Below are 20826 nucleotides of genomic sequence, written 5' to 3' on the forward strand. Positions count from 1 at the left end.
GTGACATTTTACTGAAGGTCGTCCTCGGACTCCCCGGCGTGGGCCAGCACCCCCAGGGGCACCGGGCGGGCGAACGGCCGTCGGGACGGGGTGAGCGCGCATCCGGCGAGTCCCGCGACCGCGGGCCCGCAGACCCGGCCCTGGCACCAGCCCATCCCGGCCCGCGTCAGCAGCTTCACGGTCCGCAGATCGCCGGCGCCCAGGTCGGTGACGGCCTCGCGGACCGCGCCGCCGGTGACCTCCTCGCAGCGGCACACGACGGTCTCGTCGGTGACCTGGTCACTCCAGTGGGCGGGCGGCGCGTACACACCGTCCAGCGCGGCGGCGAACTCCCGCAGCCGGGTACGGGACTTCGCGGCCGTCGCCCACCCGCGGGGGTCGGGTGCGGTGCCGTGGAGGCGGGCCGCGGCGGAGCGGCCCGCGATGTGGCCCTCGGCGAGGGAGAGGGCCGCGCCGCCGATGCCGGTGGTCTCGCCCGCCGCCCAGACGCCGGGTACGTCGGTGCGCTGCTCGTCGTCGACCTGGACGTTCAGCCCGTCGAGACGGCAGCCCAGGGTCTCGGCGAGGTCGGTGTGCGGGAGCATGCCGTGGCCGACGGCGAGGGTGTCGCAGGGGATGCGGCGCCCGGTACCGGGCCGTACCCGTCCGGTGGCGTCGAGCGCGGCGACGGTCACCGACTCCAGCCGCTCGGTGCCGTGCGCCTCGACGACGGTGTGGTGGAGGAGGGTGCGCACCCGGTGCCCGAGCAGCCGGGCCGCGTACCGGGCGCCTTCGGCGGCCTTGTCGGGCTGCGCGGCCAGTGCGCGGGAGTGTCGTACGAAGGCCTTCGGGTCGGCGGACTCGACGAGCGCGGCCACCCGGACCCCGGCCGCGGCGAGCCCGGTCGCCACGGGCAGCAGCAGCGGTCCGGTCCCGGCGACGACGGCGGTGCGTCCGGACACCGCGAGGGTGCCCTTGAGCATGGCCTGGGCGCCGCCCGCGGTGAGGACACCGGGGAGGGTCCAACCGGGAAAGGGCAGCACCCGCTCGTAGCCGCCGGTCGCCAACAGGACCGCGTCGGCGCGTACCTCGACGGGCTCCTCCTGCTCGGGCCCGAGCAGGGCGTGCACGGTGAAGCCCTTGTCGCCCTGAGCGGTCCGCCGCTCGACCAGCCAGACATGATGGTCCGTCAGGTGCCGGACGGTGCCCGCCGCCAGGTGCGCGTCGAGTGCGTCCCGCAGCCCTTCCCAGGTCCGCCACTGATGGTGCAGGGCCTCGGGGCGACGGGCCCGCAGTTCGGGGGCGGGCTGCCGGTAGAACTGCCCGCCCTCCCGCGCGGCGGAGTCCAGGAGGGTGACCCGGACCCCGAGGGCCGCCGCGGCGACGGTGGCGGAGAGGCCCGCGGGACCCGCACCGATCACCGCGAGGAGCGGTCGCTCAGTCATCGTGTCCGGTCCCTCCCTGGGTGCGGATCGCGTCTCCCGGGCGCAAGGGCACCAGGCAGGCGCGCTGGTTGGGACGGTCGTTGACCGTCACCAGGCAGTCGAAGCAGACGCCGATCCCGCAGAAGATCCCGCGCGGGCGGCCCGCGCCCCGGGTGGTGCGCCAGGAGGTGACCCCGGCCTCCCAGAGCGCGGCGGCGACGGTCTGACCGGGCAGCGCCTGGATCTCACGGCCGTCCAGGGTGACCGTGAAGGCGGGGCCCGGCCGGGCGCCGGCCAGGTCCTGGGGCGAGCTCACGCGGCCTCCTCGGTGAAGCGGTCCGGGCGGAAGGGAGCCAGGTCCAGGTCGGGGGCACGCCCGGTCAGCGCCTGGGCGAGGAGGTGCCCGGTACCGGTGGCCAGGCCGATGCCCGCGCCCTCGTGCCCGCAGGCGTGGTGGAGACCCGGGACGCGCGGGTCGGGACCGATGGCGGGCAGATGGTCGGGCAGGTAGGGGCGGAAGCCGAGGTAGGCACGCGTCGCGCGGACATCGGCGAGGAACGGGAAGAGCCGGGTGGCGCCCGCAGCCAGCGCCCGGACGGCCGGCAGCGAGAACGTCCGGTCGAAGCCGACCCGTTCGCGGCTGGCGCCGATCAGGACGGGCCCGGCCGCGGTGCCCTCGACGACCGGCGAGGTCTGCAGCGCGGCCGAGTCGCTGGCCACGTCGGCCACGTAGTCGGCGGCGTACACCTTGTGGTGGACCAGGCGTGGCAGGGGTTCGGTGACCAGGACGAAGCCGCGGCGCGGGAGGACGGGCAGGTGGGTCCCGGCGAGAGCGGCCAGTTCGGCGCCCCAGGTGCCGGCCGCGTTGACGACCGCCGGGGCGTGGATGTCGCCCCCGTCGGTGCGCACTCCGCGCACCGCGCCGTCGGGCGTGCGCAGGACCTGGGTCACGGTCCGGCCGGTGAGCAGACGGGCCGTGGAGGCGCGTAGCAGGTGGGCGGTGGCCAGGGCGGGCATCACCTGGCGGTCCTGGGGATAGTGGACGGCGCCCGGCAGGCCGGGGGCGAGGTGGGGTTCGAGGGCGTACAGCGCGTCGCCGGTGACCGGTTCGGCGACGACTCCGGCGGCGCGCTGCCCCGCGGCGAACCGCTCCAGCGCGGCGAGCCGGCCGGGCGAGGAGGCCACCACGACGCCACCCTTGGCCTCATACTCGATGAACTCGCCGAATTCCTGGGCTAGTTGGTGCCACAAGCGGCCGGACAGCAGGGCGAGGTCCAGCTCGGGGCCGGGCTCCTTGTCGGAGACCAGGAGGTTGCCCTCACCCGCGCCGGTCGTCCCGCCGGCGACCGGACCGCGGTCCACCAGGACGACGTCGAGGCCCGCACGAGCCGCGTACAGGGCACAGGCCGCGCCCACCATTCCGGCTCCGACGACCACGACATCGCAGGTCAGTCGCTTGCTCACGGCAGTACTATGTCACATGTCGCACTGTCAGGGAATGTCCTCACCCGGCGGAAGAGGTTGAGCGCGGCACCTCAAAATGAGAGTGAATACCTCAAAATGTTAGTGATGCAGGTCACTCTCTGGAGGTGGGCGCATGCTGCCACGGCGATTAGCGCTGGTCACAGCTCCGCGGGCGGATGAGGCGTTCGCGTCGTCGTGGGTGGATCGGATGGCTCGCGTGAACAGATGTCCGCTGGCCGAGGTGGCCGACCTGATGGGGCTGCACCTTCGGGGTGTGTATGCGAATGCCCGGCCTCCTGTATGCGGAGTGCAGTGTGATGAGGCGGTCCGACAGACCGTGTACGCAGCGACGGGTGTCCCGGGCGGCATGGTGGACAGGATGCACCTGTCACCTGTCGGTTTTCGATGGTGGGCCGCTGAGCGTGGCGGCGGTGCTCTCCGCCGACAAGGCGCACTGGCCGTCAGCGAGCCGGGAGTGGGTGGAGGTGTACGGCAGCCGGGCCTGTCCATGCTGTCTGCTGGCGTCGGGTGGGGCGGGTCTTGCCGGCACGGTGGGTCCGGCTTCCGACGAACTGCGCGAATTTTGTTCGCGGGAAACCGTGTTCACAGTGGCTGCCCGCGATTCGCGTGAGCCAGGCAGACAAGCGGACGGTCGCCGCGCAGCGGCGTTGGCTGGACATCGCGTACAACCGGGCTTGCCCCGCGCTGAGCGGCGTGAACGTGTCTGCAGGAGAGTGGTTCGCCGCGTTCCGCGCCTGTGTGATCTTGTTGCGGCTCGGACTGCCCGGGATCTTAGGACGTCTACCGAACGTGCCTGACTGGTGCTGTCGCGCCCTTCTGGATGAACGCGCCGAGCGCGATGTGCACCGGAACCAGTTTGGATGGGGTCCTGCTTCGGCCGGAGCTGCGGCAGCGTTTCTCAGGGTGGTGACCCCTCTTCTGGCCACGGCTGACACGCGGAAGTTGACTCAGCGCTTGGCGCCGTTGGTGCGGACGGCGATTGAAGGAGGCTGCTTGACGGCCCGGCCCTTTGCGCGGCTGCCGCTGCCAGAGGTCTTCGCGGAGGCAGTGGCGGCGCAGGTGCCGATGGGACGTTCGGCCAGGAGTCCGCGAGGCGGAGCAAGAGGAGGTGCTCGCGGTGAGCGGTGATGCGAAAGCACCGGAGCCATCCGGTCGAGACATCGACCTGGTGCGAGTACGGTACGTCGATTCCGGAGGGCTCCAGCATCTGGTGCGGCTGGAGGAGGCTGCTGACGTGCCGTTCGAGGACGGCAGGATGGTGCGGGCCATCCCCAGCCACCGGGACCAAGGACACATGCCGGGCCAGTACTGGGTGGCGAAACGGGGTGACTTCGCCGACTATGAAAGCGTGCTGGAGTCGAAGTGGCTGACGCTGCTGGACTTCGACCCGCAAGTGACCGCATTCGTCACGCAGCCCCTGGAGGTCGACGCGATCGACGCCCGCGGTGCCTGGCAGCACACCCCGGACGTCTTCGTACGCCACCGTGACGGCAGCGCGCTGCTGCTGGACGTGAAGAACCCCGAGCTGCGTGACGATCCGGACGTGCTGCTGCAGGAGGAGCGCACGCGGCGTACCTGCGAGCGGCTGGGCTGGGACTACGCGATGGTTTCGGAGCCGAGCGGGCAGCGCTGGGTGAACGTCGATCTGCTGTCCAGTGCTCGGCGCCCGCTGCATCTGGGTGCGGATCTGGCTCCACGCCTGCTCGATCTGGCCCGTGAGCCGGTGGAGATCGGGGAGCTCATGCGGTTCATGGAATACCCGGATCTGGCACGCGGGGTGCTGTATCACCTGATGTGGCATCAGCGGATCGTCACCGATCTGGATCGCCCGTTGCGGGAGACAACGCTGGTGAAGACCGCGACGAAGGCACAGGCATGACGTCCGACGGCGCGGTGCGACTGCAGCGTGGATCCAGGGTGTGGCTGGACGACGAGGTGCACACGGTGACCGGGGTGACCGATGACGGTGTACGACTGCGTTCGGAGAGCGGCTCGTGGACCGTGATCGGCCTGGGACACCTTCTCGCGGACCCGACCTTCCGTCCCTACGAAGGCGATGCGAACCCGGAAGGCGAGGACGTCGCTGAGCGCGACCGCTCGGAAAGGAAACTGTGGCTGGACGCTGCCGCCCTGTTCGACAAACTGAGTGACAAGCAGTTGGGGGAACTGCAGCGCGCCCAGGAGCACCTCCTGGAAATGACGACCGGTTTTCGCAGCGGAGATCCGGAGGACGCCTCGCCCGGAGAACCCAGGCCGGAGTATGCCCCTGACGTGTCGCTGGCCCAGCGGGTGCAGAGCAAGGCGCGGGAACTGGGCTACAGCGAGCAGCAGATTTGGCGACGTCTGCGGAAATGGCGGGACGAAGGCCCGTGGGGCCTGGTGGACCGGCGCAGCCATCGGCCGTCGGATCCCCTGGCTGGGGCGGACCCACGGTTGATCGATGCGATCGTCACCCAGTACTCCGTGACCGAGGCGGACGACTCGACCGGCAGTCTGAACCGGCTGCGCCGCCGAGTGGAGCGCCGCCTGGTTGACGCCCACGGGCCGGGCACGGTGAAGATGCCGGTTCCCAAGACGTTCAACAGGTATGTCGCCGCTCTCCTGCCCGGCCGCTACACCACTGGGCCCGCCACGACACGGCAGTCGGTGGCGAACCGGCCGGGCGGCCACTACCAGCCGATCACCGCCGGCCGTCCCGGTGAACTGGCGATGATCGACACCAGCTGGCTGGACGTACGTGCCTATGACCCGGTCGAAGACGTCGTCTTTTCGGTGGATCTCACCATCGCGATCGACGTGTGCACCCGCAGCCTGCTGGGATGGCGTCTGGTGCCCAAGGGAACGAAAGGCGTGGATGCGGGGCTGGTGATCGCGGATGCGATGATGCCGGAGCCGATGCGTCCGGGCTGGCCCGAGGGGCTGCGCCACCGGATACTGCGTCTGCCGTGCGAGCCGCTGCTCGCGCAGGACGAGCGGTTCGCGGCGGCCGCGGCCCGTCCTGTGGTGTTTCCCGAGAAGAGGTGAAACGTTTCAATACTTTCCAAGTGGAAAGCTTACGAACGGTACGGGCGAAGCACAATGGCTTGTTTCAGTCCGGTTTCGAGAGTCACGTCCTATGCGAGGTCGTGCGCGCTGACCCGGTGAAGACCAGGCAGCGCTTGTTTCTGTCGTCGCGAGCGGCCCAGGTTTCTGCCGCCTTCGGTGGCGCAGCACTGACCCGGGCACTTCATCCGGGTCGCGGCGCCTCGATGTTCACTGGATGAACAGTGGCGTTGTACGGGCAGAGCGGCCTTCGGATACTCGCGTCTGACTGCTTGCCGTGGGTCGGCAGCCGACCGTTACGAGGAGACGCCGACGTGATCATCCAGGACGAATCCCAGCTCACTGCGGCGGTGCTTGCCGAGACGGAGCGGGCCGGCGACCCGCGTGTCAAGGAGATCACCCAGGCTCTGGTGCGCCATCTGCACGAGTTCGCCCGCGAAGTACGGTTGAGTGAAAGGGAGTTCGACACCGCCCTCACCATCGTGACCCGGCTGGGCCAGCTCACCACGGCCAGCCACAACGAGGTCAGGCTGATGGCGGGCTCGCTGGGCCTGTCGACACTGGTGTCCCTGATGAACAACGGCACCGAGGACAAGCCGACTTCGGCGAACCTGCTCGGCCCGTTCTGGCGCCAGGGCAGCCCGACGATGAACAACGGCGAATCGATCGTCCGCTCGCCCACCGAGGGACCACCGCTGTTCTTCACCGGCCGGATCGTCGACACCGAGGGAAACGCGGTCGCCGGCGCGGAAGTCGACATCTGGCACGCATCACCGGCCGGCCTGTACGAAAACCAGGACCCCGAGCAGGCCGAGTGGAATCTGCGTGGCAAGTTCTTCAGCGACGAGGAAGGTGTGTTCGCCTTCCGCAGCATCAGGCCTTCCGGTTACCCGATACCGATGGACGGGCCCGTTGGCGATCTGCTGACCGCGCTCAAACGCCATCCCTTCCGACCGGCGCATCTCCACGCGCTGATCCACAAACCGGGCTACAAGACGATCGCCTCCCAGCTCTACAGCCACGACGACCCCATTCTGGAGACCGACGCGCAGTTCGGCGTCGTGCAGAATCTCGTCGGCATCTATACGCGCCACGAGAACGAGTCGGCACCGGACCCGGACGTGACCGAGGCCTGGTATAGCTTCGAGTTCACCTTCGTCGTCGAGCCGGGTGAGGCCTGGCTGCCGACGCCACCCGTGTCGGCCAAGCGCGACACGATGCCGGACAACGCCTGACGTGACCGTGCCGTCACCCGACGTGTGGTGCATGCCTTGCTCCACCCGAACGCCGCGCGACGACAGTCCGCACCTCCCGAGAGGAAACCGGTGATCCCCGAAGCAGAACGTCGCGCAGCCGCGGCTGCCCTCATGCAGGCCGACCGTGATCGTCAGCCGATCACCCAGCTCAGCGTGACCTATCCCGATCTCGAGATCGAAGACGCCTACGCCATCCAGCAACTCTGGGCGGCGGAGCGGGTGGCGGCCGGGGCCAGGCTCGTCGGGCACAAGATCGGGCTGACGTCCCGCGCCATGCAGATGGCCTCGCAGATGACGGAACCCGACTACGGTTTTCTCACGGACGACATGGTCGTCAGCGACGGCGCCTGTCTCGACGTGAGCCGCTACACGAAGCCCAGGCTGGAGGTCGAGCTGGCGTTCGTGCTCGGTGCGGACCTGCATGGTCCGAATCTGCGGGTCCACGACGTCCTGCGGGCGACGGAGTACGTCGTCCCCGCTCTCGAGGTCATCGATTACCGCACCGAGGTGCCGCGCTCGATCACCGACACCATCGCGGACAACGCCGCCGCCGCGGCGATGGTCGTCGGTGGGCGGGTCGTGCGCCCGATGGACGTCGATGTCAGGTGGGTGGCCGCGACGTTGTCGAAGAACGGTGTGATCGAGGAGTCCGGGGTCTCGGCCGCCGTCATGGGACACCCGGCGGCAGGGATCGCCTGGCTCGGGAACAAGCTCGCCGCGGTCGGCCAGCACCTCGAAGCCGGCCAGCTGCTGCTGTCGGGCTCGTTCACCCGACCCGTCTCGGTCGAAGCGAACACCGTCATCCACGCCGACTTCGGCCCCTTGGGCTCGATCGGTGTGGCGTTCCGATGACCGTGCACACCCCTCCGGCCGGCTCCTCGCGGCCCGCACCGGGCCAGTGGCCCCTACCACCGAACGCGTTCAAAGCGGCGCTCGCCCGAGGCGAGCAGGTGATCGGCATGTGGTGCTCGCTGGCAGACCCGTACCCCGCCGAGATCATCGCCGGCGCCGGCTTCGACTGGCTGCTTCTCGACACCGAACACTCCCACGCCGACATCGCGACCGTGCTCTCACAACTCCAGGCGGTCGCCCCGTACTCGTGCTCGACGGTGGTACGTCCCCCGGTCAATGATCCCGTCGTGATCAAACGACTCCTGGACGTCGGCGCGCAGTCGCTGCTGATTCCGCAGGTCGAGTCGGCCGAGGAAGCGCGGGCCGCGGTCGCCGCCACCCGTTACGCCCCCATGGGCGTCCGCGGGGTGTCGGCACTGACCAGGGCCACTCGATTCGGTCGCGTCAAGGACTACGCCACGCTGGCGCACACCGAACTGTGCGTGCTCGTCCAGGTCGAATCGCGGCAGGCGCTGGAACAGATCGAGGTGATCGCGTCCGTCGACGGCGTGGACGGGATCTTCATCGGCCCCAGCGACCTGGCCGCCAGCCTCGGTCACCCCGGAGACCTGAACGCACCTGGCGTCATCGAGGCAGTGGAGGAGGCGATCGGACGCGTGCGCGCGGCGGGCAAACCGGCCGGCATCCTGACGACCAACTCCACGTTCGCGCGACGGTGCATCGATCTCGGAACCACGTTCACCGCCGTCGGGGTGGACGTAGGCGTGCTGGCACGCGGCGCCGACGCCCTCGCCCAGGCTTTCCGGCAACAGGCCGTGTCGGCTGCCGCGAGTGGGTCCTCGGAGCCCCCATGAGGGTGGAGTCGTACGCCATGTACCGCCCGCAGAGGGCGCGTTCGTCGGCGGCCACGGTCGTAGCGTCTACGCCTCTGCGTCGCGTGCTCAGACGCTGTACGTCTCGTTACATCCGTCGAGTGGGACGCGGCAGGCGGCGGCACGCCTGTCCGCGGGCCAGGTTCCGGCTCACGGGCAGGCGTCCGGGTGCCTCAATCGGCCTGGAGGAAGGGGTAGTCGGTGTAGCCCTCGGGGCCGTGCGCGTAGAACAGCTCGGGGCGCGGCTCGTTCTCGGGGTGGCCGCCCTGCCAACGCTCGACCAGGTCGGGGTTGGCGATGAGTCCCCGGCCGATGGCCACGGCGTCGACGTGAGCGGCCTCGATCAACTGAGCGGCTTCCTCGTGCGAGGTGACCGAGGCGAAGCCGGTGTTGGCGATCAGCTTGCCGGCGAAGCGACGGTCCAGCTCCTGGACGAGGTCGCCGGCCGGCTCGTGGTGCAGCACGGACAGGTAGGCCAGGCCCAGCGGGCGCAGCTGGTCCAGCAGGGAGCCATAGGTGGCCGGCACGTCGTCCCGGTCGTGCTCGAAGGTGTCCTGGATGTTGTGCTCGGGCGAGATGCGCAGGCTGACCCGCTGCGGGCCGACGGCCTCGGCGACGGCCTTGACCACCTCGACGACAAAGCGGGCGCGGTTGTCGGGAGAGCCGCCGTACTGGTCAGTGCGCTGGTTGGACGCCGGGGAGAGGAACTGGTGGAGCAGGTAGCCGTTGGCGGCGTGGATCTCCACGCCGTCCAGGCCCGCGTCGGTGGCCCGGCGAGCCGAGGCGACGAAGTCGGCCAGGGCGTCCTGCGTGTCCTGGGCGTCATCTCCTGCGGCACGGGACAGGTCTCCATACCCGTGCCGGTGTGCATTTCGCCCTGGACGGCTATCACGCTGAGGGCGAGGAAGCGCCAGCCGCCGTTGACGCCGGGGTGGGCGGTGCGGCCATCGTGCATGATCTGCATCACGATGCTGCCGCCGCGTGCGTGCACCGCCTCGGCCACTCGCGCCCAGCCTGCCGCCTGCTCATCGGTGGCGATGCCGGGCCGCCCGATGTAGGCCTGCGACTCGTGGCTCGGGTGGGTGCCCTCGGTGATGATCAGCCCGGCGCTCGCACGCTGCCCGTAGTGCTCGACCATCAGCTCGCCGGGGATGCCGACCGAGCCGCTGCGCATCCGGGTCAACGGGGCCATGACGACGCGGTTTGCGAGCTCGATCTTCCCGAAGGAGACGGGAGAGAAAAGTGACGAAGCGGGTGAAAGTGGAGGAGTAGCGACAGACATGGGTTTCCTTCTGAAGGGAGGTGACCGCGGGATGGTCTCTTCATAGGCATCGAGTGCCGCCCACGCCGCACCGACCTGGACAGCCGCGAGCGAGGCCGGATACAGCGGCTGGATCTGGCCCAGGTACAAGGGGTTACCGGTGGAACGGGTGCCGTGCGTGCCTTCGGGAAGGGTCGAGTATCCCCAGTCGAACAGGGGAGACACGTTGTCGGCCGGGACGAAGACGTCCTCCACGACGACCGTGTTCGACCCGCTCGCACCGAGGGCCATCGTGGCGTGCCCTCCCCAGTCGTCCCGTACGGTGTAGTCGCTGCGAGGCAGCAGAACCACGGCCGGGGCGGGGTCGCTGCCCTCGGCCAGGATGATCGTGCTCACCATCGCGTGGGTCGAGTACGGGACACCGGACGAGTACGGCCACACCCCCGTGAGGCGGAATCCACCTTCCCTGGGAACAAGCGCGCCTCGGGGGTTGGCGGAGTGCGGCGCGATGAAGACGCCGTCCTCACCGAAGGCTTCCCGCACAACCTCCTCCGGGAAGTGTGCGACCAGGGGGATGGTGTGGCCCGTCCCCAGGGTCAGGCACCAGCCGATGCCGGGGTCTCCGCGCGAGATCTCGATCATCGTCCGGTAGTACGTCTCCAGGTCGAACTCGTAGCCGCCGTACTTCCGCGGTTGCACGAGGCGATAGAAGCCGGCGTCCTGGAACGCCTGGTGGATCTCAGCGGAGTACTTGCCCTCCTCCGCAGCCTTCACACGATTTTCGCGGAGAGTCGGGCGCATCGCCGCGGCACGGGCGATCACCTCCCGCGGGGTGAGGTCCGGCTCCGGTACCCGGAGATCGCCGATCACAGCGGTCGTGTCGTTCGACGACATCGTCGTTCCCTTCGTCCGCTCCTTCTCACCCGGCCTCGTTGCCGTGGGATGAGGAGTGGATCTCGCTCGCCTGCAGCGCCGCCTACGCGGCCGAGGAACAAGCGTGGCTCACGAGCATCGACGGTTCGCGCGGGGAGCTGGTCAGGGCTCTGCTGCGTGGCGACCACGCGGTCCTGGACCCCGCGAAGGCGCTGCGGTACGAGCTCGTGAACCGGACCCATGTCAGCCTGATACTGCGACGCGACGCGCACGCCGACGGCGACGAGGAGTCAGAGGGACTCGACCGGGTGGCCGCCAAGCTCTTGACGTGTATCGGCGCGACCGCACACCTGGTGATCCCTTCGGACGAGCGCGAGGTGTGGGCATGGGGCGGGTTCACCGACCCGCGGAGTGCGGCGGTCCGCTCGATCCCCGTGGTGCCGGGTGCCCTGGTGACGGTCGGTCGCCCAGCGCGCGGACTCGATGGTTTCCGGGCCACGCACGAAGAGGCGAAGGCAGCGGCCCGCGTCACGCTGTACTCGGCCGGCCGCGCACGCGGCCGCACAGTCTTCTTCGAGGACGTCCGACTCGCGGCGTTGCTCACCTCGGACCCGGAGCGGGCGCAGAGCTTCGTCCGGGACGAGCTCGGGGCCCTGGGACATCCGCGAGAGTCGCTGCTCCGGGAGACCGTGCGCGTCTACCTCGAATGCAACTGCAGCCCCGCGACAGCGGCGGCGCGGCTCGACGTGGTGAAGAACACCGTCGTGTACCGCATCCGACGTGCTGAGGCGATGTTGGGACGGAGCGTCAAGGAACAGCAGGGCATTCTGTGGGCAGCGCTCCACCTCGTCGACATCGTCGACCCCGTGGAGTCGCAGTTTTCGGCCTGACGACGGGTCGCACTCGGGCGGATGACCACTCGCCCGCCATGTGACTCGGCCCTGTCGCCCGAACCGTTTGATCATTGGGCACTGCGGCGTACCGACTGTGGCGGTGAGCACAACAGACACCGCAGGTAGTGAACCTGTCCGACAAGGCCGCCGGTAAGGTCGTCCATGTGACAGGGGAAGAGACGACATCAGGGAAGTCGGGAGCGGCGTCCGGCAGGCAGCAGCGCCGGAGGCACCCCGGTGATCCCGGTCGTCAGCGAGACCCGGTGGGCACCCGGCGGGCCATTCTGACCGCCGCCGCCGCGGAGTTCGCCGCCCACGGATTCGACGGAGCCCGGGTCGTACGGATCGCGGAGTCTGCCGGCGTCAGCCATCAGCTGATCACCTACTATTTCGGGGGCAAACGAGGGCTGTACGAGGCGCTGAGCGACCAGTGGCTCGCGGAGTCCATGCGCGTCAGCCAGTCCCGCACCTTCGCGGATGCCGCGCGGCGCTACGTCCACTGGGCGCATGAGGACCCCTCGTGGGTGCACACGCTGACGCGCGAAGAGCCCGGCACGCGCCCGCCCGCCGAGGACGAGCGGGCCGCCGAACTGTTCAAGCACGTCGAGGAACTCCGCGAGCGGCAGGCGCGCGGCGAATTCCGCAGCGACCTCGACGTAGGGGCCGTGGCCCTCGTCTTCTTCGCCGCCTCGATCGCTCCGGTGGCCATCCCGTGGATCGCCCGTGAACTCGGCCAACAGGACCCCGACTCACCGGAGTTCATCGACCACTACGCGGAGCAGGTGGGCCTGATAGTCTCCGCGCTCGCCGAAGCGACGACGGCGACACAAGCGGCTCAGGCGGCTCAGGCGGCTCAGGCGGCTCAGGCGGCTCAGGACGAGGGCTCGCCGGTGGACGGCGAGCCCCAGGACTGACGGCCGGCCCCCGGGTTCCGGGAGTCCGTACGCCGCTCAGCCGGGCGGCAGCCGCCGGGCCATCTGGAGGTGCGCCAACCGCCAGCCACCCGATGAGGAGCGCACCCAGACCCGGGTGACGGCGGCCTGGATGACGAACGGGGCCAGGTCAGGCACGAAGGCGACCCACAGCTCCTGGAGACAGCTGACCACGGCCGTGGTGCCGAAGCGCTGGACGGTCACGTCATGGGTGTCCACCTGACTGGTGCGGCCCAGCTGTGCCGCGTACCGCAGCCAGTCGTCCACGCCGTGGATGTGACCCACCGCCGAGTGCACGATCACGCAGTCGGGATGCATCAGGGCGCGGAGCGCCGGTTCCGGGTCCGGGAGGGTCTGCGCGGCAAGCCAGGCGGCCTCGGCCTCCTCTACCGTGGCGGGAGCGGACGCCGAGACAGGAGCCGAGGCCGAAGAGGGGGCAGAGGCCTCGAGGTCTTTCGCCCCGGTCGACGAGGTGGTCACAGCTCCAGCTCCAGGACCGGCGACTTCGACCGGGACGAACACGGGGTGAACAGACCCTCCCCGCGCTCCTCGTCGGTCAGGACGTCGTCCCGGTGGTCGGGCTCACCGGCACGCACCCGCACGACGCATTCGCCGCAGATGCCCTGTCCGCACGAGTTGGGCGCGTCGACGCCGTTCGCCAGCAGGACGTCCAGGACGCTCTGGTCCTCGGGGACGGGGTACTCCGCTCCCGTGGAGGACAGGCGCACGGTGAATCCGCCCTCCCCTCCCCCGCCGGGCTCGGCCGCCACCTGGGGCGAGGCGCTGAAGCGCTCCTTGTGCAGGGCGGACGCGGGCCATCCGAGCTCGGCCGCCCGCCCCAGTGCGTAGTCCATGAACCCGCCGGGACCGCAGACGTAGACCGCGGTCCCGGGAGCGGGGTCCCCCACGTCACGTCCCAGATCCAGGAGTTGTTCCGGAGGCTCGTCGTCGAAGTGGAGGGTGACCCGCGGATGGTTCTCCAGGTCGGCGAGGAAGGCGGCCTCGCTCCGGCTGCGGGCGCAGTAGTGCAGCTGGTAGTCACCGCCGGTGGCGTCGAGGCTCTGGGCCATCGACAGCAGCGGGGTGATGCCGATGCCGCCCGCGAGCAGCACATGCCGGCGCGCGGACGTCAGGCCGAAGCGGTTGCGCGGTGCGGCGATGCGCAGCGTGTCGCCCTCGGCGAGGGCGTGCATGGCACGTGAACCGCCGCGCGAAGCGGGTTCGTCGAGGACCGCGAGCCGGTACTGCTTGCGGATGTCCGGTGGTCCGCACAGGGAGTACTGGCGGATCAGTCCCGCCGTACCGACGGTTACGTCGATGTGGGCGCCGGGCTCGTACTCCCACAGCTCTTCACCGTCAGCCCGGGCGAGGTCGAACACCGCGATTCTCGGCGTGGCGTCGTACCGGGCCACGACGACCGCGTCCGTCCAAGTGGTGCTCACGCTTCAGTCACGCCCCTGCCGCCGTGGGCACTGCCGCCCGGTCCGTTCCCGTGGAGTCCTTCGGCCGGGTGGAGAGGCCTGCTTCCACGCGGCGGACCGGCTCGCCGGGGGCGGCGACGCCGAGCGGGGTGCGTCCGGCCTCGACGTCGTCCAGCATCGTGCGCAGCATGCGCCGGAGCATGACGACGCCCTTGTCGGACGGCGCCAGGGTCTCCTCGGAGTGCTGGGTGATCGGGCCCTGCGACCACTGGGCCTCGTAGTCGCCGGGGAAGCGCTGCTTCTCCTCCTCGCTCAGCTGCCAGCCGTCCTTGCCGTTCTGCTTGATGCCGAACATGAAGGACGTGGCCCGCTCGGGGTCGGCGGAGCGGATGGAGAAGACCAGCCGGTGGTGTGTGTCGTCGGCGGGGACGACCCAGATCAGCATGTCGTTGCGGACGTCGGGGGTCGAGCGGATGAAGTCGGGCAGGGCGATGATGTTGGGCAGCATGCACTCCACGGACCACTCCAGGTCGACGGGTGCGCCGCCGTCGCCCTTGGTGTCCTCGTAGCGCCAGATGTACCGCACGCCGTTGTCGGTTCGGTGGTATGTGGTGCGCTCGGCGGCGGTGCGATGGTCGTAGTAGTGCTCGGGGAAGCCGGTCGTGCCGGTGCCCTGGAACTGGAAACCGCTGTGGTTGGAGTGCAGCCACGCCGCGTGCACGGGGTCGACTGCGTTCTCGAACAGCTGGAGCCAGTTGTAGTCCTGCTCCAGGCCGATGACCTCGGCGCCGGGCACCATCCAGCTGGTGTGGTAGCTCTCGCCCTCGCCCAGGGGTTCGAGGCTGTCGTAGCGCGGCAGCGGGGGCTTGAGCTCGGGCGGGCCCATGTAGACGAAGACCAGGCCGTAGGCCTCCTCCACCGGATACCACGGCTGACGTGCGAGATTGCGGCGCTTGCCGCCGTCGAGTTCGCAGGCCTGGTCCAGGCAGTGGCCCTGCACGTCGAACTTCCAGCCGTGGTAACAGCAGCGGATGCCGTCCTCCTCGACGCGGCCGTAGAAGAGGCTGCTGCCTCGGTGCGCGCACCGCTCGAAGACGACGCCGGGGCGGCCCTGTCCGTCCCGGAAGACGATCAGGTTCTCCCCCAGCAGACGCACTCGGTGCGGAACGTCGCTGGTCAGGGCGGTGGAGCTGGCGACCGGCTGCCAGTGGCGGCGCAGCGCCTCGCCCATCGGAGTCCCGGGGCCGACCTCGGTCAGGCGGGCGTCGTGGGAGGAGGGCTTACGGCCGTAGCCGGTTCCCGTGTCGGGCACGGTCGTGTCGGTCATGTGGACCATCTCCTCGGCGTTGAGGCAGTGGGGACGCGTGGACGAGCGCCGTTTGACGGGTCGGACAGCCCGCGGTCGGGGCTTCTTCGCGCTGTCGCGAGGTGTCACGGCACGATCGTGCGGCGGCTCTTCCGGCACGCTCGGACAGGGACGGACGGGCACGGCGAGCGGTGTGTGCCCATGAGGCGGTCATGCCGTTGTACGGCTCTGATGAAAAACTGTCAATGGCTCCGACCTGCTTTGATGAATTACTTGCAGACCCCTGTCGGATCGCCGGACGCCCTTGTTACGGTGACCCGGCACCGAGGTGACGACCCGCTCACGGACTCCGCCACACCTCGCGACAACACCTGAGAACGTGCCGAGCCGGCGACCGCCTCCCCGCGATTTTCCGCAGCTCCTCCAGCGCGCGTTCGCTCCAGAGCCGAAGGAGACGAGATGTCCGGACCCACCGCAGGACCCTCCGTATGAACGCCGGGCACAGCACCGAGTACGACTACGTCGTCGTCGGCGCGGGTACGGCCGGCTGCGTCCTCGCCGCGCGCCTGTCCGCGGACACCGGGACACGGGTGCTGCTGATCGAGGCCGGCCCGCCCGCGGACCGCGGCCTGCTCGTTCAGCTGCCCCTCGGGGTCGGGCTGCTGTCGGGACGCAAGGACATCAGCTGGGGTTATGAGTCGGAGCCCGAGCCGGGCCTGGACGGCAGGCGTATCCCGGTCCCGCGTGGCCGACTGGTCGGCGGCACCGGATCGATCAACGGCTCGACCCATGTCCGTGCGCATCGCCTCGACTACGACGACTGGGTCAAGTCCGGTGCGACGGGCTGGGGTTGGGACGACCTGCTGCCGTACTTCCGCCGCTCGGAGAGCAGTTGGCGCGGGGACACCGAGCACCACGGCGGGTACGGCCCCGTCACCGTGTCGACCACGGTCCGGCGAGGTCCTTTCGGCCGCCGTCTGGACCGCGCCGCCCGATCGCTGGGCATCGAGTTCCCCGACGACACCCAGAGCGGGGACCCCACCGGAGCAGGCCAGGTCGAGAACGCCATCCACCGCGGGCGACGGCACAGCACCGCCGCCGCCTACCTGCGCCCCATTCTGCGGCAGCGGCCCAACCTCACCCTGCTCACCGGGGTGCTGGTGGACACGCTCGTGCTCGACAAGGGACGCGTGACGGGCGTCCGTGTCGTGAAGGGCGGACAGAGCCGGGTGATCCGGGCGGCCCGCGAGGTCGTGGTCTGCGCGGGTGTCTACAACTCGCCGCAGCTGCTGATGCGTTCGGGCATCGGACCGGCGGGTCACCTGCGCGAGCACGGCATCGAACCGGTGGCGGACCTGGCCGGCGTCGGCGCCAACCTCCAGGACCACCCGGCGGCTCCCGTGCTGTTCGACGTCAAGGATCCGGTGACCTTCCACGAGCACCTGCGCGCCGACCGCGCGGCGGTGGGCGCGCTCCGCTGGTTCCTCAGGGGGAACGGTCCGCTGGCCGGGATGCCCGAGTTCCTCTCCGCGTACATTCGCACCCGCCCCGACCTGGACCGTCCCGACGGGTTCCTCGGCATCCTGGGCGGCGGTTTCGACGCCCGGCCGTGGTTCCCCGGCATCCGGCCGCTGAAGAACCGGCACTGCGTGGCCCTCAACGCCGTCGCGACCCCGCGCAGCCGCGGTGAGGTCCGGCTTGGCTCCGCCGATCCGGCCGCCCCGCCGCGGATCACGTTCAACCTGCTCACCGAGCCGGAGGACGTCGCCGCGCTGCGCGAGACCGTGCGCACCACGCTGGCCCTCCTGCGCAGCTCTGAGGTCTCCCCGATGATCAGGGTGGAGCTCGCACCGGGCCCCGACGTGCGCACCGACGCCGACTTCGAGCGTTATCTGCGCGAGACCGGTTATTCCGCCAACCACGCCTGCGGCACGTGCGCCATCGGCACCTCCGAGACCGCGGTCGTCGACCCCGAGCTGCGGGTGCGCGGCATCGACGGGCTGCGTGTCGTCGACGCGTCGGTGCTGCCGACCGTGCCCGGCGCGAACATCAACGCCACCGTCATCGCCGTGGCGGAGAAGGCCTCGGACCTGATCCGCGGGATCCCGGCAGCCTCCGGCGCCCCGCTCCATGAGAGGACCGCGGGATGAGGGAACCGCTGTCGTACGCCATCGCGTACGGGGCGGCCGAGGCCGCGCTGGAGGCGGCCCGGGCCGAGGGGGCGCGGATCTGCGTGGCGGTCGTCAACCGCAGCGGCATCACCAAGGTGCTGCTCAGCGACGACGGAGTCGGCCCCATCGGGATCGAGACCGCGCGCCGCAAGGCCTACACCGCCGCCGTCACCGGCGTGCCGACCTCGACGTTCGCCGCTTTCGCCGCGTCACCCGCGATGGCGGTCGCGCCCGTGCACCTCGTCGACGCGCAACTCCTGCCGGTGCCTGGCGGGGTGCCCATCACCGTGGACGACGGCGAGGTCATCGGTGCCGTCGGCGTCGGCGGAGCCGACGGCGAGACCGACGAACGGCTCGCCTCCCGCGCCCTGGACAGCGTGAAGGACCTGATCGCGTGAGCGCCTCTGCCACCCGTGACACCAAAGGAGAACGACCATGATCGAGGACTTCCTCGTCGTCGAGGGCGTGGCCCACAACTACAACTTCCGGCCCGAGAACTGCGTCAACCCGCACATCGGGGCAGCCATCGGCGAGCACCTCTACGGCCTGCACAAGCGGGTCAGCGGCCCCGAATACACCCTCGAACGCTCCACCTACATGCAGGGCGCGGGCGCGGACATCATCGGCCGGGCCCTGCTCGCGGAGAGCCAGACCGACGTGATCGCCTACCACGAGACGCCCATCTACGGCCACTTCCGGGACGGGGGCTCGGCGCTGAGCTTCGGCCTGGAGATGCGCGAGAAGTGGCCGGAGCGCGTGCTGATCTACGGCGCGGTGTCCCCGCTGCGCCCCGGCGCCCTGGACCGGGTGGACGAGCTGGTGGAAAAACACCGGGTCAACGCCCTCAAGCTCTATCCGATCGACGTCGTCGAGGGCCGGGTGACCGCGCTGGACATGGGTGACCCGGAGATCTGCTTCCCCCTGTTCGAGCGGGCCCGGCAGCACGGCCTGAAGGTCGTGGCCATCCACAAGGCCCTCCCCGTGGGGCCCGGGCCGACCTCCGCCCTCGGGATGAGCGACGTGGAAGCCGCCGCGCTGGCCTTCCCCGACCTCACCTTCGAAGTCGTCCACGGAGGCATGGCCTTCGTCGAGGAGACGGCCCTTCAGCTGGAGTCCTTCCGCAACATATGGGTCAACCTGGAGGCCACGTCGTTCATGGCGGTCTACGCGCCCCGCCGCTTCGCCCAGGCGATGGGCGCCTTCCTCCAGGCCGGTGCCGCCGAGCGCATCATCTGGGCGACCGGCTGCGACGCCGTCCACCCCCGGCCGGCGATCGAGGCCTTCTGGAACTTCGAGATGCCGCGTGACCTGATCGAGGAGTACGGGCTGCCCGAGCTCACCAAGGAGATCAAAGCCGACATCCTCGGCCGTAACTTCCTGCGGATGCACGGCATCGACGAGAAGGCCCTCCGCGCGCGCATCCGCGGCGACGAGTTCGACACCACCGAACTCCAGAAGCCGTGGGGCGGACGGGTCGCCCCGGTCGACGACGCGTTGGCCGGTGCCCGATGACGGTCACGGAAACCCAGGTCCGCGCGGCGCTCAACGAGATCCTCGATCCGTGCAGCATCACCGCGGGAGTCCCCGCCGGACTCGACGACATGGGACTCGTCGGTGACATTCACGTGCAGGACGACGGCGTCGGCGGTCAGCGCATCGCGGTCACCGTCGGCGTGACCGAGCCGAGCTGTGTGCTCATCGGCTCGTTCGCGACCGAGGCCCGGATCCGGCTCACGGCTCTGACCGGTGTGTCCGCGGTGGACGTACGGCTGGCGGACGACTTCGACTGGACGCCGGACAGGCTCGCACCGCACTACCGGCAACGGCTCGACGAACACCGTGCGCACAAGCGTCGTACCCTCCCCCTTCTCGCCATGACCAGGACAGGACCCACCGGTGACCAGTGAGACCCGACAGCAACCGCACACCGTGGACCTGACGGCCGTCACGGCGAACAACGCCGCCGTCATGGGCCGCTTCATGGAAGGGCTCAGCCAGGCACCGCTCCCGCCCGAGAGCGTCGACCCGACCCCCGTCCGGGTGGTGCGCGACATCGCATACGGCGCGGCACCGGACGCGGACCTGCGAATGGATCTGTACCTGCCGACGGGCGCGACGGCATCCACCCCCGTGATCGTGTGGCTGGCCGGGGGCGGCTGGCGCCATCAACGCCGGGGCTACGGGCCCCGCTTGCCCCGGCTCTTCGCCGAACGCGGATACGCCATGGCGGACATCGAGTACCGCTCCTCCGAGGCCGCCGTCTGGCCCGCGCAACTGCACGACGTCCAGGCCGCGTTGGACCACCTGCACGACCTCGCGGACACCCACAACCTCGACCCGGCGTCGATCGGGCTGTGGGGCAGCTCGTCCGGCGCGCACCTCGCACTGCTCACGGCCTTCGCCACCGACGCCGACGGCACCCCCGCGGCCCCCGGCGTACGCGCGGTGGTGGCGGGCTATCCCCCGACCGATCTGCTCCGGCTCAACGAGGACGCGCTGCCCGGTGGAATGCTGGGCGTGGATCCCTCCGATCCGGCGTGGGGTCTGCTGGGCGGCCGGCCGTCGGACCGGGCCGCCGCCGCGATCGAGGCCAGCCCGGTCCGGCAGGCCCACCCGGGGGCCCCGCCCGTGCTCCTCCTGCACGGCGACGCCGACCTGCTCATCGGCCCGGCCCAGAGCCGCCGCCTCCACGACAACCTGGTCGCCGCGGGCGCCGAGTCCCATCTGCTGCTGGTGCACGGCGCCGACCACGGCCTCCTCAACACCGGCGCCTGGGAACTGAACCCCATGACAGCCACGGTGCGCTCCTCACACTCCCCGGACGCCGAGAGCTCCGTGCAGCTGACCCCCGCACTGATCGAGCGCTTCTTCGACCGCCACCTGCGAGCGGACCCCTGGAACACCTGACACATCACGGCGGTACGACGACATGCGCCGCGATCTGTTCCGTCGCGCCCTGCGGACGCGCACAGGCAGGGCCCAGTTGGGCAGGGTGTTGTCGGGGTGGTGGTGCGGTGTGCCGACGAGTTCGACGCACCCGACGCGGCGCGGTCAGCAGC

19 protein-coding genes and 1 pseudogene are annotated in these 20826 nt (G+C 70.2%); 12 read left to right on the top strand and 8 right to left on the bottom strand.

Annotated elements, in window-relative coordinates:
• Positions 1–8: 8 nt before the first annotated feature.
• From ACFYRY_RS06780 to ACFYRY_RS06790, 3 genes are read right to left on the bottom strand one after another with little or no spacing between them, the layout of a single operon-like run.
• Positions 9–1424 (bottom strand): FAD-dependent oxidoreductase, encoded by a 1416-nt coding sequence (locus tag ACFYRY_RS06780; protein ID WP_389140783.1) that lies wholly within the window; start codon positions 1422–1424, stop codon positions 9–11.
• Positions 1417–1719 carry a (2Fe-2S)-binding protein gene (locus ACFYRY_RS06785; RefSeq protein WP_389140785.1) on the bottom strand — a complete coding sequence of 101 codons (303 nt, stop codon included), beginning with the start codon at positions 1717–1719 and terminating at the stop codon, positions 1417–1419. Before ACFYRY_RS06785 ends, ACFYRY_RS06780 begins: the two co-directional genes overlap by 8 nt.
• Positions 1716–2867 carry an NAD(P)/FAD-dependent oxidoreductase gene (locus ACFYRY_RS06790; RefSeq protein WP_389140787.1) on the bottom strand — a complete coding sequence of 384 codons (1152 nt, stop codon included), beginning with the start codon at positions 2865–2867 and terminating at the stop codon, positions 1716–1718. The genes ACFYRY_RS06785 and ACFYRY_RS06790 overlap by 4 nt, the downstream gene beginning before the upstream one ends.
• 1129 nt (positions 2868–3996) lie before the next feature.
• On the opposite strand from ACFYRY_RS06790, the gene ACFYRY_RS06795 reads away from it, so the two are divergent.
• From ACFYRY_RS06795 to ACFYRY_RS06815, 5 genes are all read left to right on the top strand, one after another.
• The gene (locus ACFYRY_RS06795) at positions 3997–4767 is read left to right on the top strand and encodes a TnsA-like heteromeric transposase endonuclease subunit (protein WP_389140789.1); all 771 of its coding nucleotides are present in this window, start codon (positions 3997–3999) and stop codon (positions 4765–4767) included.
• Positions 4764–5912, top strand: coding sequence for a hypothetical protein (locus ACFYRY_RS06800; RefSeq protein WP_389140791.1), 1149 nt, complete (start codon positions 4764–4766; stop codon positions 5910–5912). The genes ACFYRY_RS06795 and ACFYRY_RS06800 overlap by 4 nt, the downstream gene beginning before the upstream one ends.
• 242 nt (positions 5913–6154) lie before the next feature.
• Positions 6155–7165 carry a dioxygenase gene (locus ACFYRY_RS06805; protein ID WP_389140793.1) on the top strand — a complete coding sequence of 337 codons (1011 nt, stop codon included), beginning with the start codon at positions 6155–6157 and terminating at the stop codon, positions 7163–7165.
• Positions 7166–7255: 90 nt separating this feature from the next.
• Positions 7256–8038: a 2-oxo-hept-4-ene-1,7-dioate hydratase gene (gene hpaH / locus ACFYRY_RS06810; RefSeq protein WP_389140795.1), complete on the top strand. Its 783-nt coding sequence runs from the start codon at positions 7256–7258 to the stop codon at positions 8036–8038.
• On the top strand, positions 8035–8892 hold the full coding sequence (locus ACFYRY_RS06815; protein WP_389140797.1) for an aldolase/citrate lyase family protein: 858 nt from the start codon (positions 8035–8037) through the stop codon (positions 8890–8892). The genes hpaH and ACFYRY_RS06815 overlap by 4 nt, the downstream gene beginning before the upstream one ends.
• 191 nt (positions 8893–9083) lie before the next feature.
• Here ACFYRY_RS06815 and ACFYRY_RS06820 read toward each other — a convergent pair whose 3' ends face one another.
• Both ACFYRY_RS06820 and ACFYRY_RS06825 read right to left on the bottom strand, forming a co-directional pair.
• Entirely contained in the window at positions 9084–9923 is an 840-nt protein-coding gene (locus ACFYRY_RS06820; RefSeq protein ID WP_389141120.1) for a hypothetical protein, read from the bottom strand.
• Positions 9905–11065, bottom strand: a pseudogene (locus ACFYRY_RS06825) (acyl-CoA dehydrogenase family protein); the annotation flags it as partial. The gene ACFYRY_RS06820 and the pseudogene ACFYRY_RS06825, both read right to left, overlap by 19 nt.
• A 38-nt stretch (positions 11066–11103) precedes the next feature.
• Here ACFYRY_RS06825 and ACFYRY_RS06830 point away from each other — a divergent pair.
• Both ACFYRY_RS06830 and ACFYRY_RS06835 read left to right on the top strand, forming a co-directional pair.
• Positions 11104–11934, top strand: coding sequence for a PucR family transcriptional regulator (locus ACFYRY_RS06830; RefSeq protein WP_389140799.1), 831 nt, complete (start codon positions 11104–11106; stop codon positions 11932–11934).
• Positions 11935–12200: 266 nt separating this feature from the next.
• The gene (locus ACFYRY_RS06835; protein ID WP_389140801.1) at positions 12201–12851 is read left to right on the top strand and encodes a TetR/AcrR family transcriptional regulator; all 651 of its coding nucleotides are present in this window, start codon (positions 12201–12203) and stop codon (positions 12849–12851) included.
• 36 nt (positions 12852–12887) lie between these two features.
• On the opposite strand, the gene ACFYRY_RS06840 is transcribed toward ACFYRY_RS06835, so the two are convergent.
• Genes ACFYRY_RS06840 through ACFYRY_RS06850 form a run of 3 tightly spaced genes read right to left on the bottom strand, consistent with a single transcriptional unit; the run spans position 12888 to position 15617 of the window.
• Positions 12888–13349, bottom strand: a complete 462-nt coding sequence (locus ACFYRY_RS06840) for a YybH family protein (protein ID WP_389140803.1) — start codon at positions 13347–13349, stop codon at positions 12888–12890.
• Positions 13346–14311: a PDR/VanB family oxidoreductase gene (locus ACFYRY_RS06845; RefSeq protein WP_389140805.1), complete on the bottom strand. Its 966-nt coding sequence runs from the start codon at positions 14309–14311 to the stop codon at positions 13346–13348. Before ACFYRY_RS06845 ends, ACFYRY_RS06840 begins: the two co-directional genes overlap by 4 nt.
• 7 nt (positions 14312–14318) lie before the next feature.
• Positions 14319–15617, bottom strand: coding sequence for a Rieske 2Fe-2S domain-containing protein (locus tag ACFYRY_RS06850; protein WP_389140807.1), 1299 nt, complete (start codon positions 15615–15617; stop codon positions 14319–14321).
• Positions 15618–16084: 467 nt separating this feature from the next.
• Between ACFYRY_RS06850 and ACFYRY_RS06855 the strand changes: the two genes are divergently transcribed.
• From ACFYRY_RS06855 to ACFYRY_RS06875, 5 genes are read left to right on the top strand one after another with little or no spacing between them, the layout of a single operon-like run.
• Positions 16085–17746, top strand: coding sequence for a GMC family oxidoreductase (locus ACFYRY_RS06855; RefSeq protein ID WP_389140809.1), 1662 nt, complete (start codon positions 16085–16087; stop codon positions 17744–17746).
• Positions 17743–18165, top strand: a complete 423-nt coding sequence (locus ACFYRY_RS06860; protein ID WP_389140811.1) for a heme-binding protein — start codon at positions 17743–17745, stop codon at positions 18163–18165. The genes ACFYRY_RS06855 and ACFYRY_RS06860 overlap by 4 nt, the downstream gene beginning before the upstream one ends.
• Positions 18166–18202: 37 nt before the next feature.
• Positions 18203–19279, top strand: coding sequence for an amidohydrolase family protein (locus ACFYRY_RS06865; RefSeq protein WP_389140813.1), 1077 nt, complete (start codon positions 18203–18205; stop codon positions 19277–19279).
• Positions 19276–19674 carry a metal-sulfur cluster assembly factor gene (locus tag ACFYRY_RS06870; protein WP_389140815.1) on the top strand — a complete coding sequence of 133 codons (399 nt, stop codon included), beginning with the start codon at positions 19276–19278 and terminating at the stop codon, positions 19672–19674. Before ACFYRY_RS06865 ends, ACFYRY_RS06870 begins: the two co-directional genes overlap by 4 nt.
• A complete protein-coding gene (locus ACFYRY_RS06875) occupies positions 19664–20674 on the top strand; it encodes an alpha/beta hydrolase fold domain-containing protein (RefSeq protein ID WP_389140817.1) in 1011 nt (336 codons plus the stop codon). The genes ACFYRY_RS06870 and ACFYRY_RS06875 overlap by 11 nt, the downstream gene beginning before the upstream one ends.
• Positions 20675–20826: the final 152 nt, after the last annotated feature.

The sequence above is a fragment of the Streptomyces sp. NPDC005263 genome (genome assembly GCF_042872365.1).
In the GTDB taxonomy this organism is placed as follows: domain Bacteria; phylum Actinomycetota; class Actinomycetes; order Streptomycetales; family Streptomycetaceae; genus Streptomyces.

Bases quoted from the DNA above. Each gene is read 5' to 3' on its own strand.
- ACFYRY_RS06780 (WP_389140783.1), bottom strand. From the start codon at position 1,424: ATGACTGAGCGACCGCTCCTCGCGGTGATCGGTGCGGGTCCCGCGGGC.
- ACFYRY_RS06800 (WP_389140791.1), top strand. From the start codon at position 4,764: ATGACGTCCGACGGCGCGGTGCGACTGCAGCGTGGATCCAGGGTGTGG.
- ACFYRY_RS06815 (WP_389140797.1), top strand. From the start codon at position 8,035: ATGACCGTGCACACCCCTCCGGCCGGCTCCTCGCGGCCCGCACCGGGC.
- ACFYRY_RS06850 (WP_389140807.1), bottom strand. From the start codon at position 15,617: ATGACCGACACGACCGTGCCCGACACGGGAACCGGCTACGGCCGTAAG.
- ACFYRY_RS06855 (WP_389140809.1), top strand. From the start codon at position 16,085: ATGAACGCCGGGCACAGCACCGAGTACGACTACGTCGTCGTCGGCGCG.
- ACFYRY_RS06860 (WP_389140811.1), top strand. From the start codon at position 17,743: ATGAGGGAACCGCTGTCGTACGCCATCGCGTACGGGGCGGCCGAGGCC.
- ACFYRY_RS06865 (WP_389140813.1), top strand. From the start codon at position 18,203: ATGATCGAGGACTTCCTCGTCGTCGAGGGCGTGGCCCACAACTACAAC.
- ACFYRY_RS06870 (WP_389140815.1), top strand. From the start codon at position 19,276: ATGACGGTCACGGAAACCCAGGTCCGCGCGGCGCTCAACGAGATCCTC.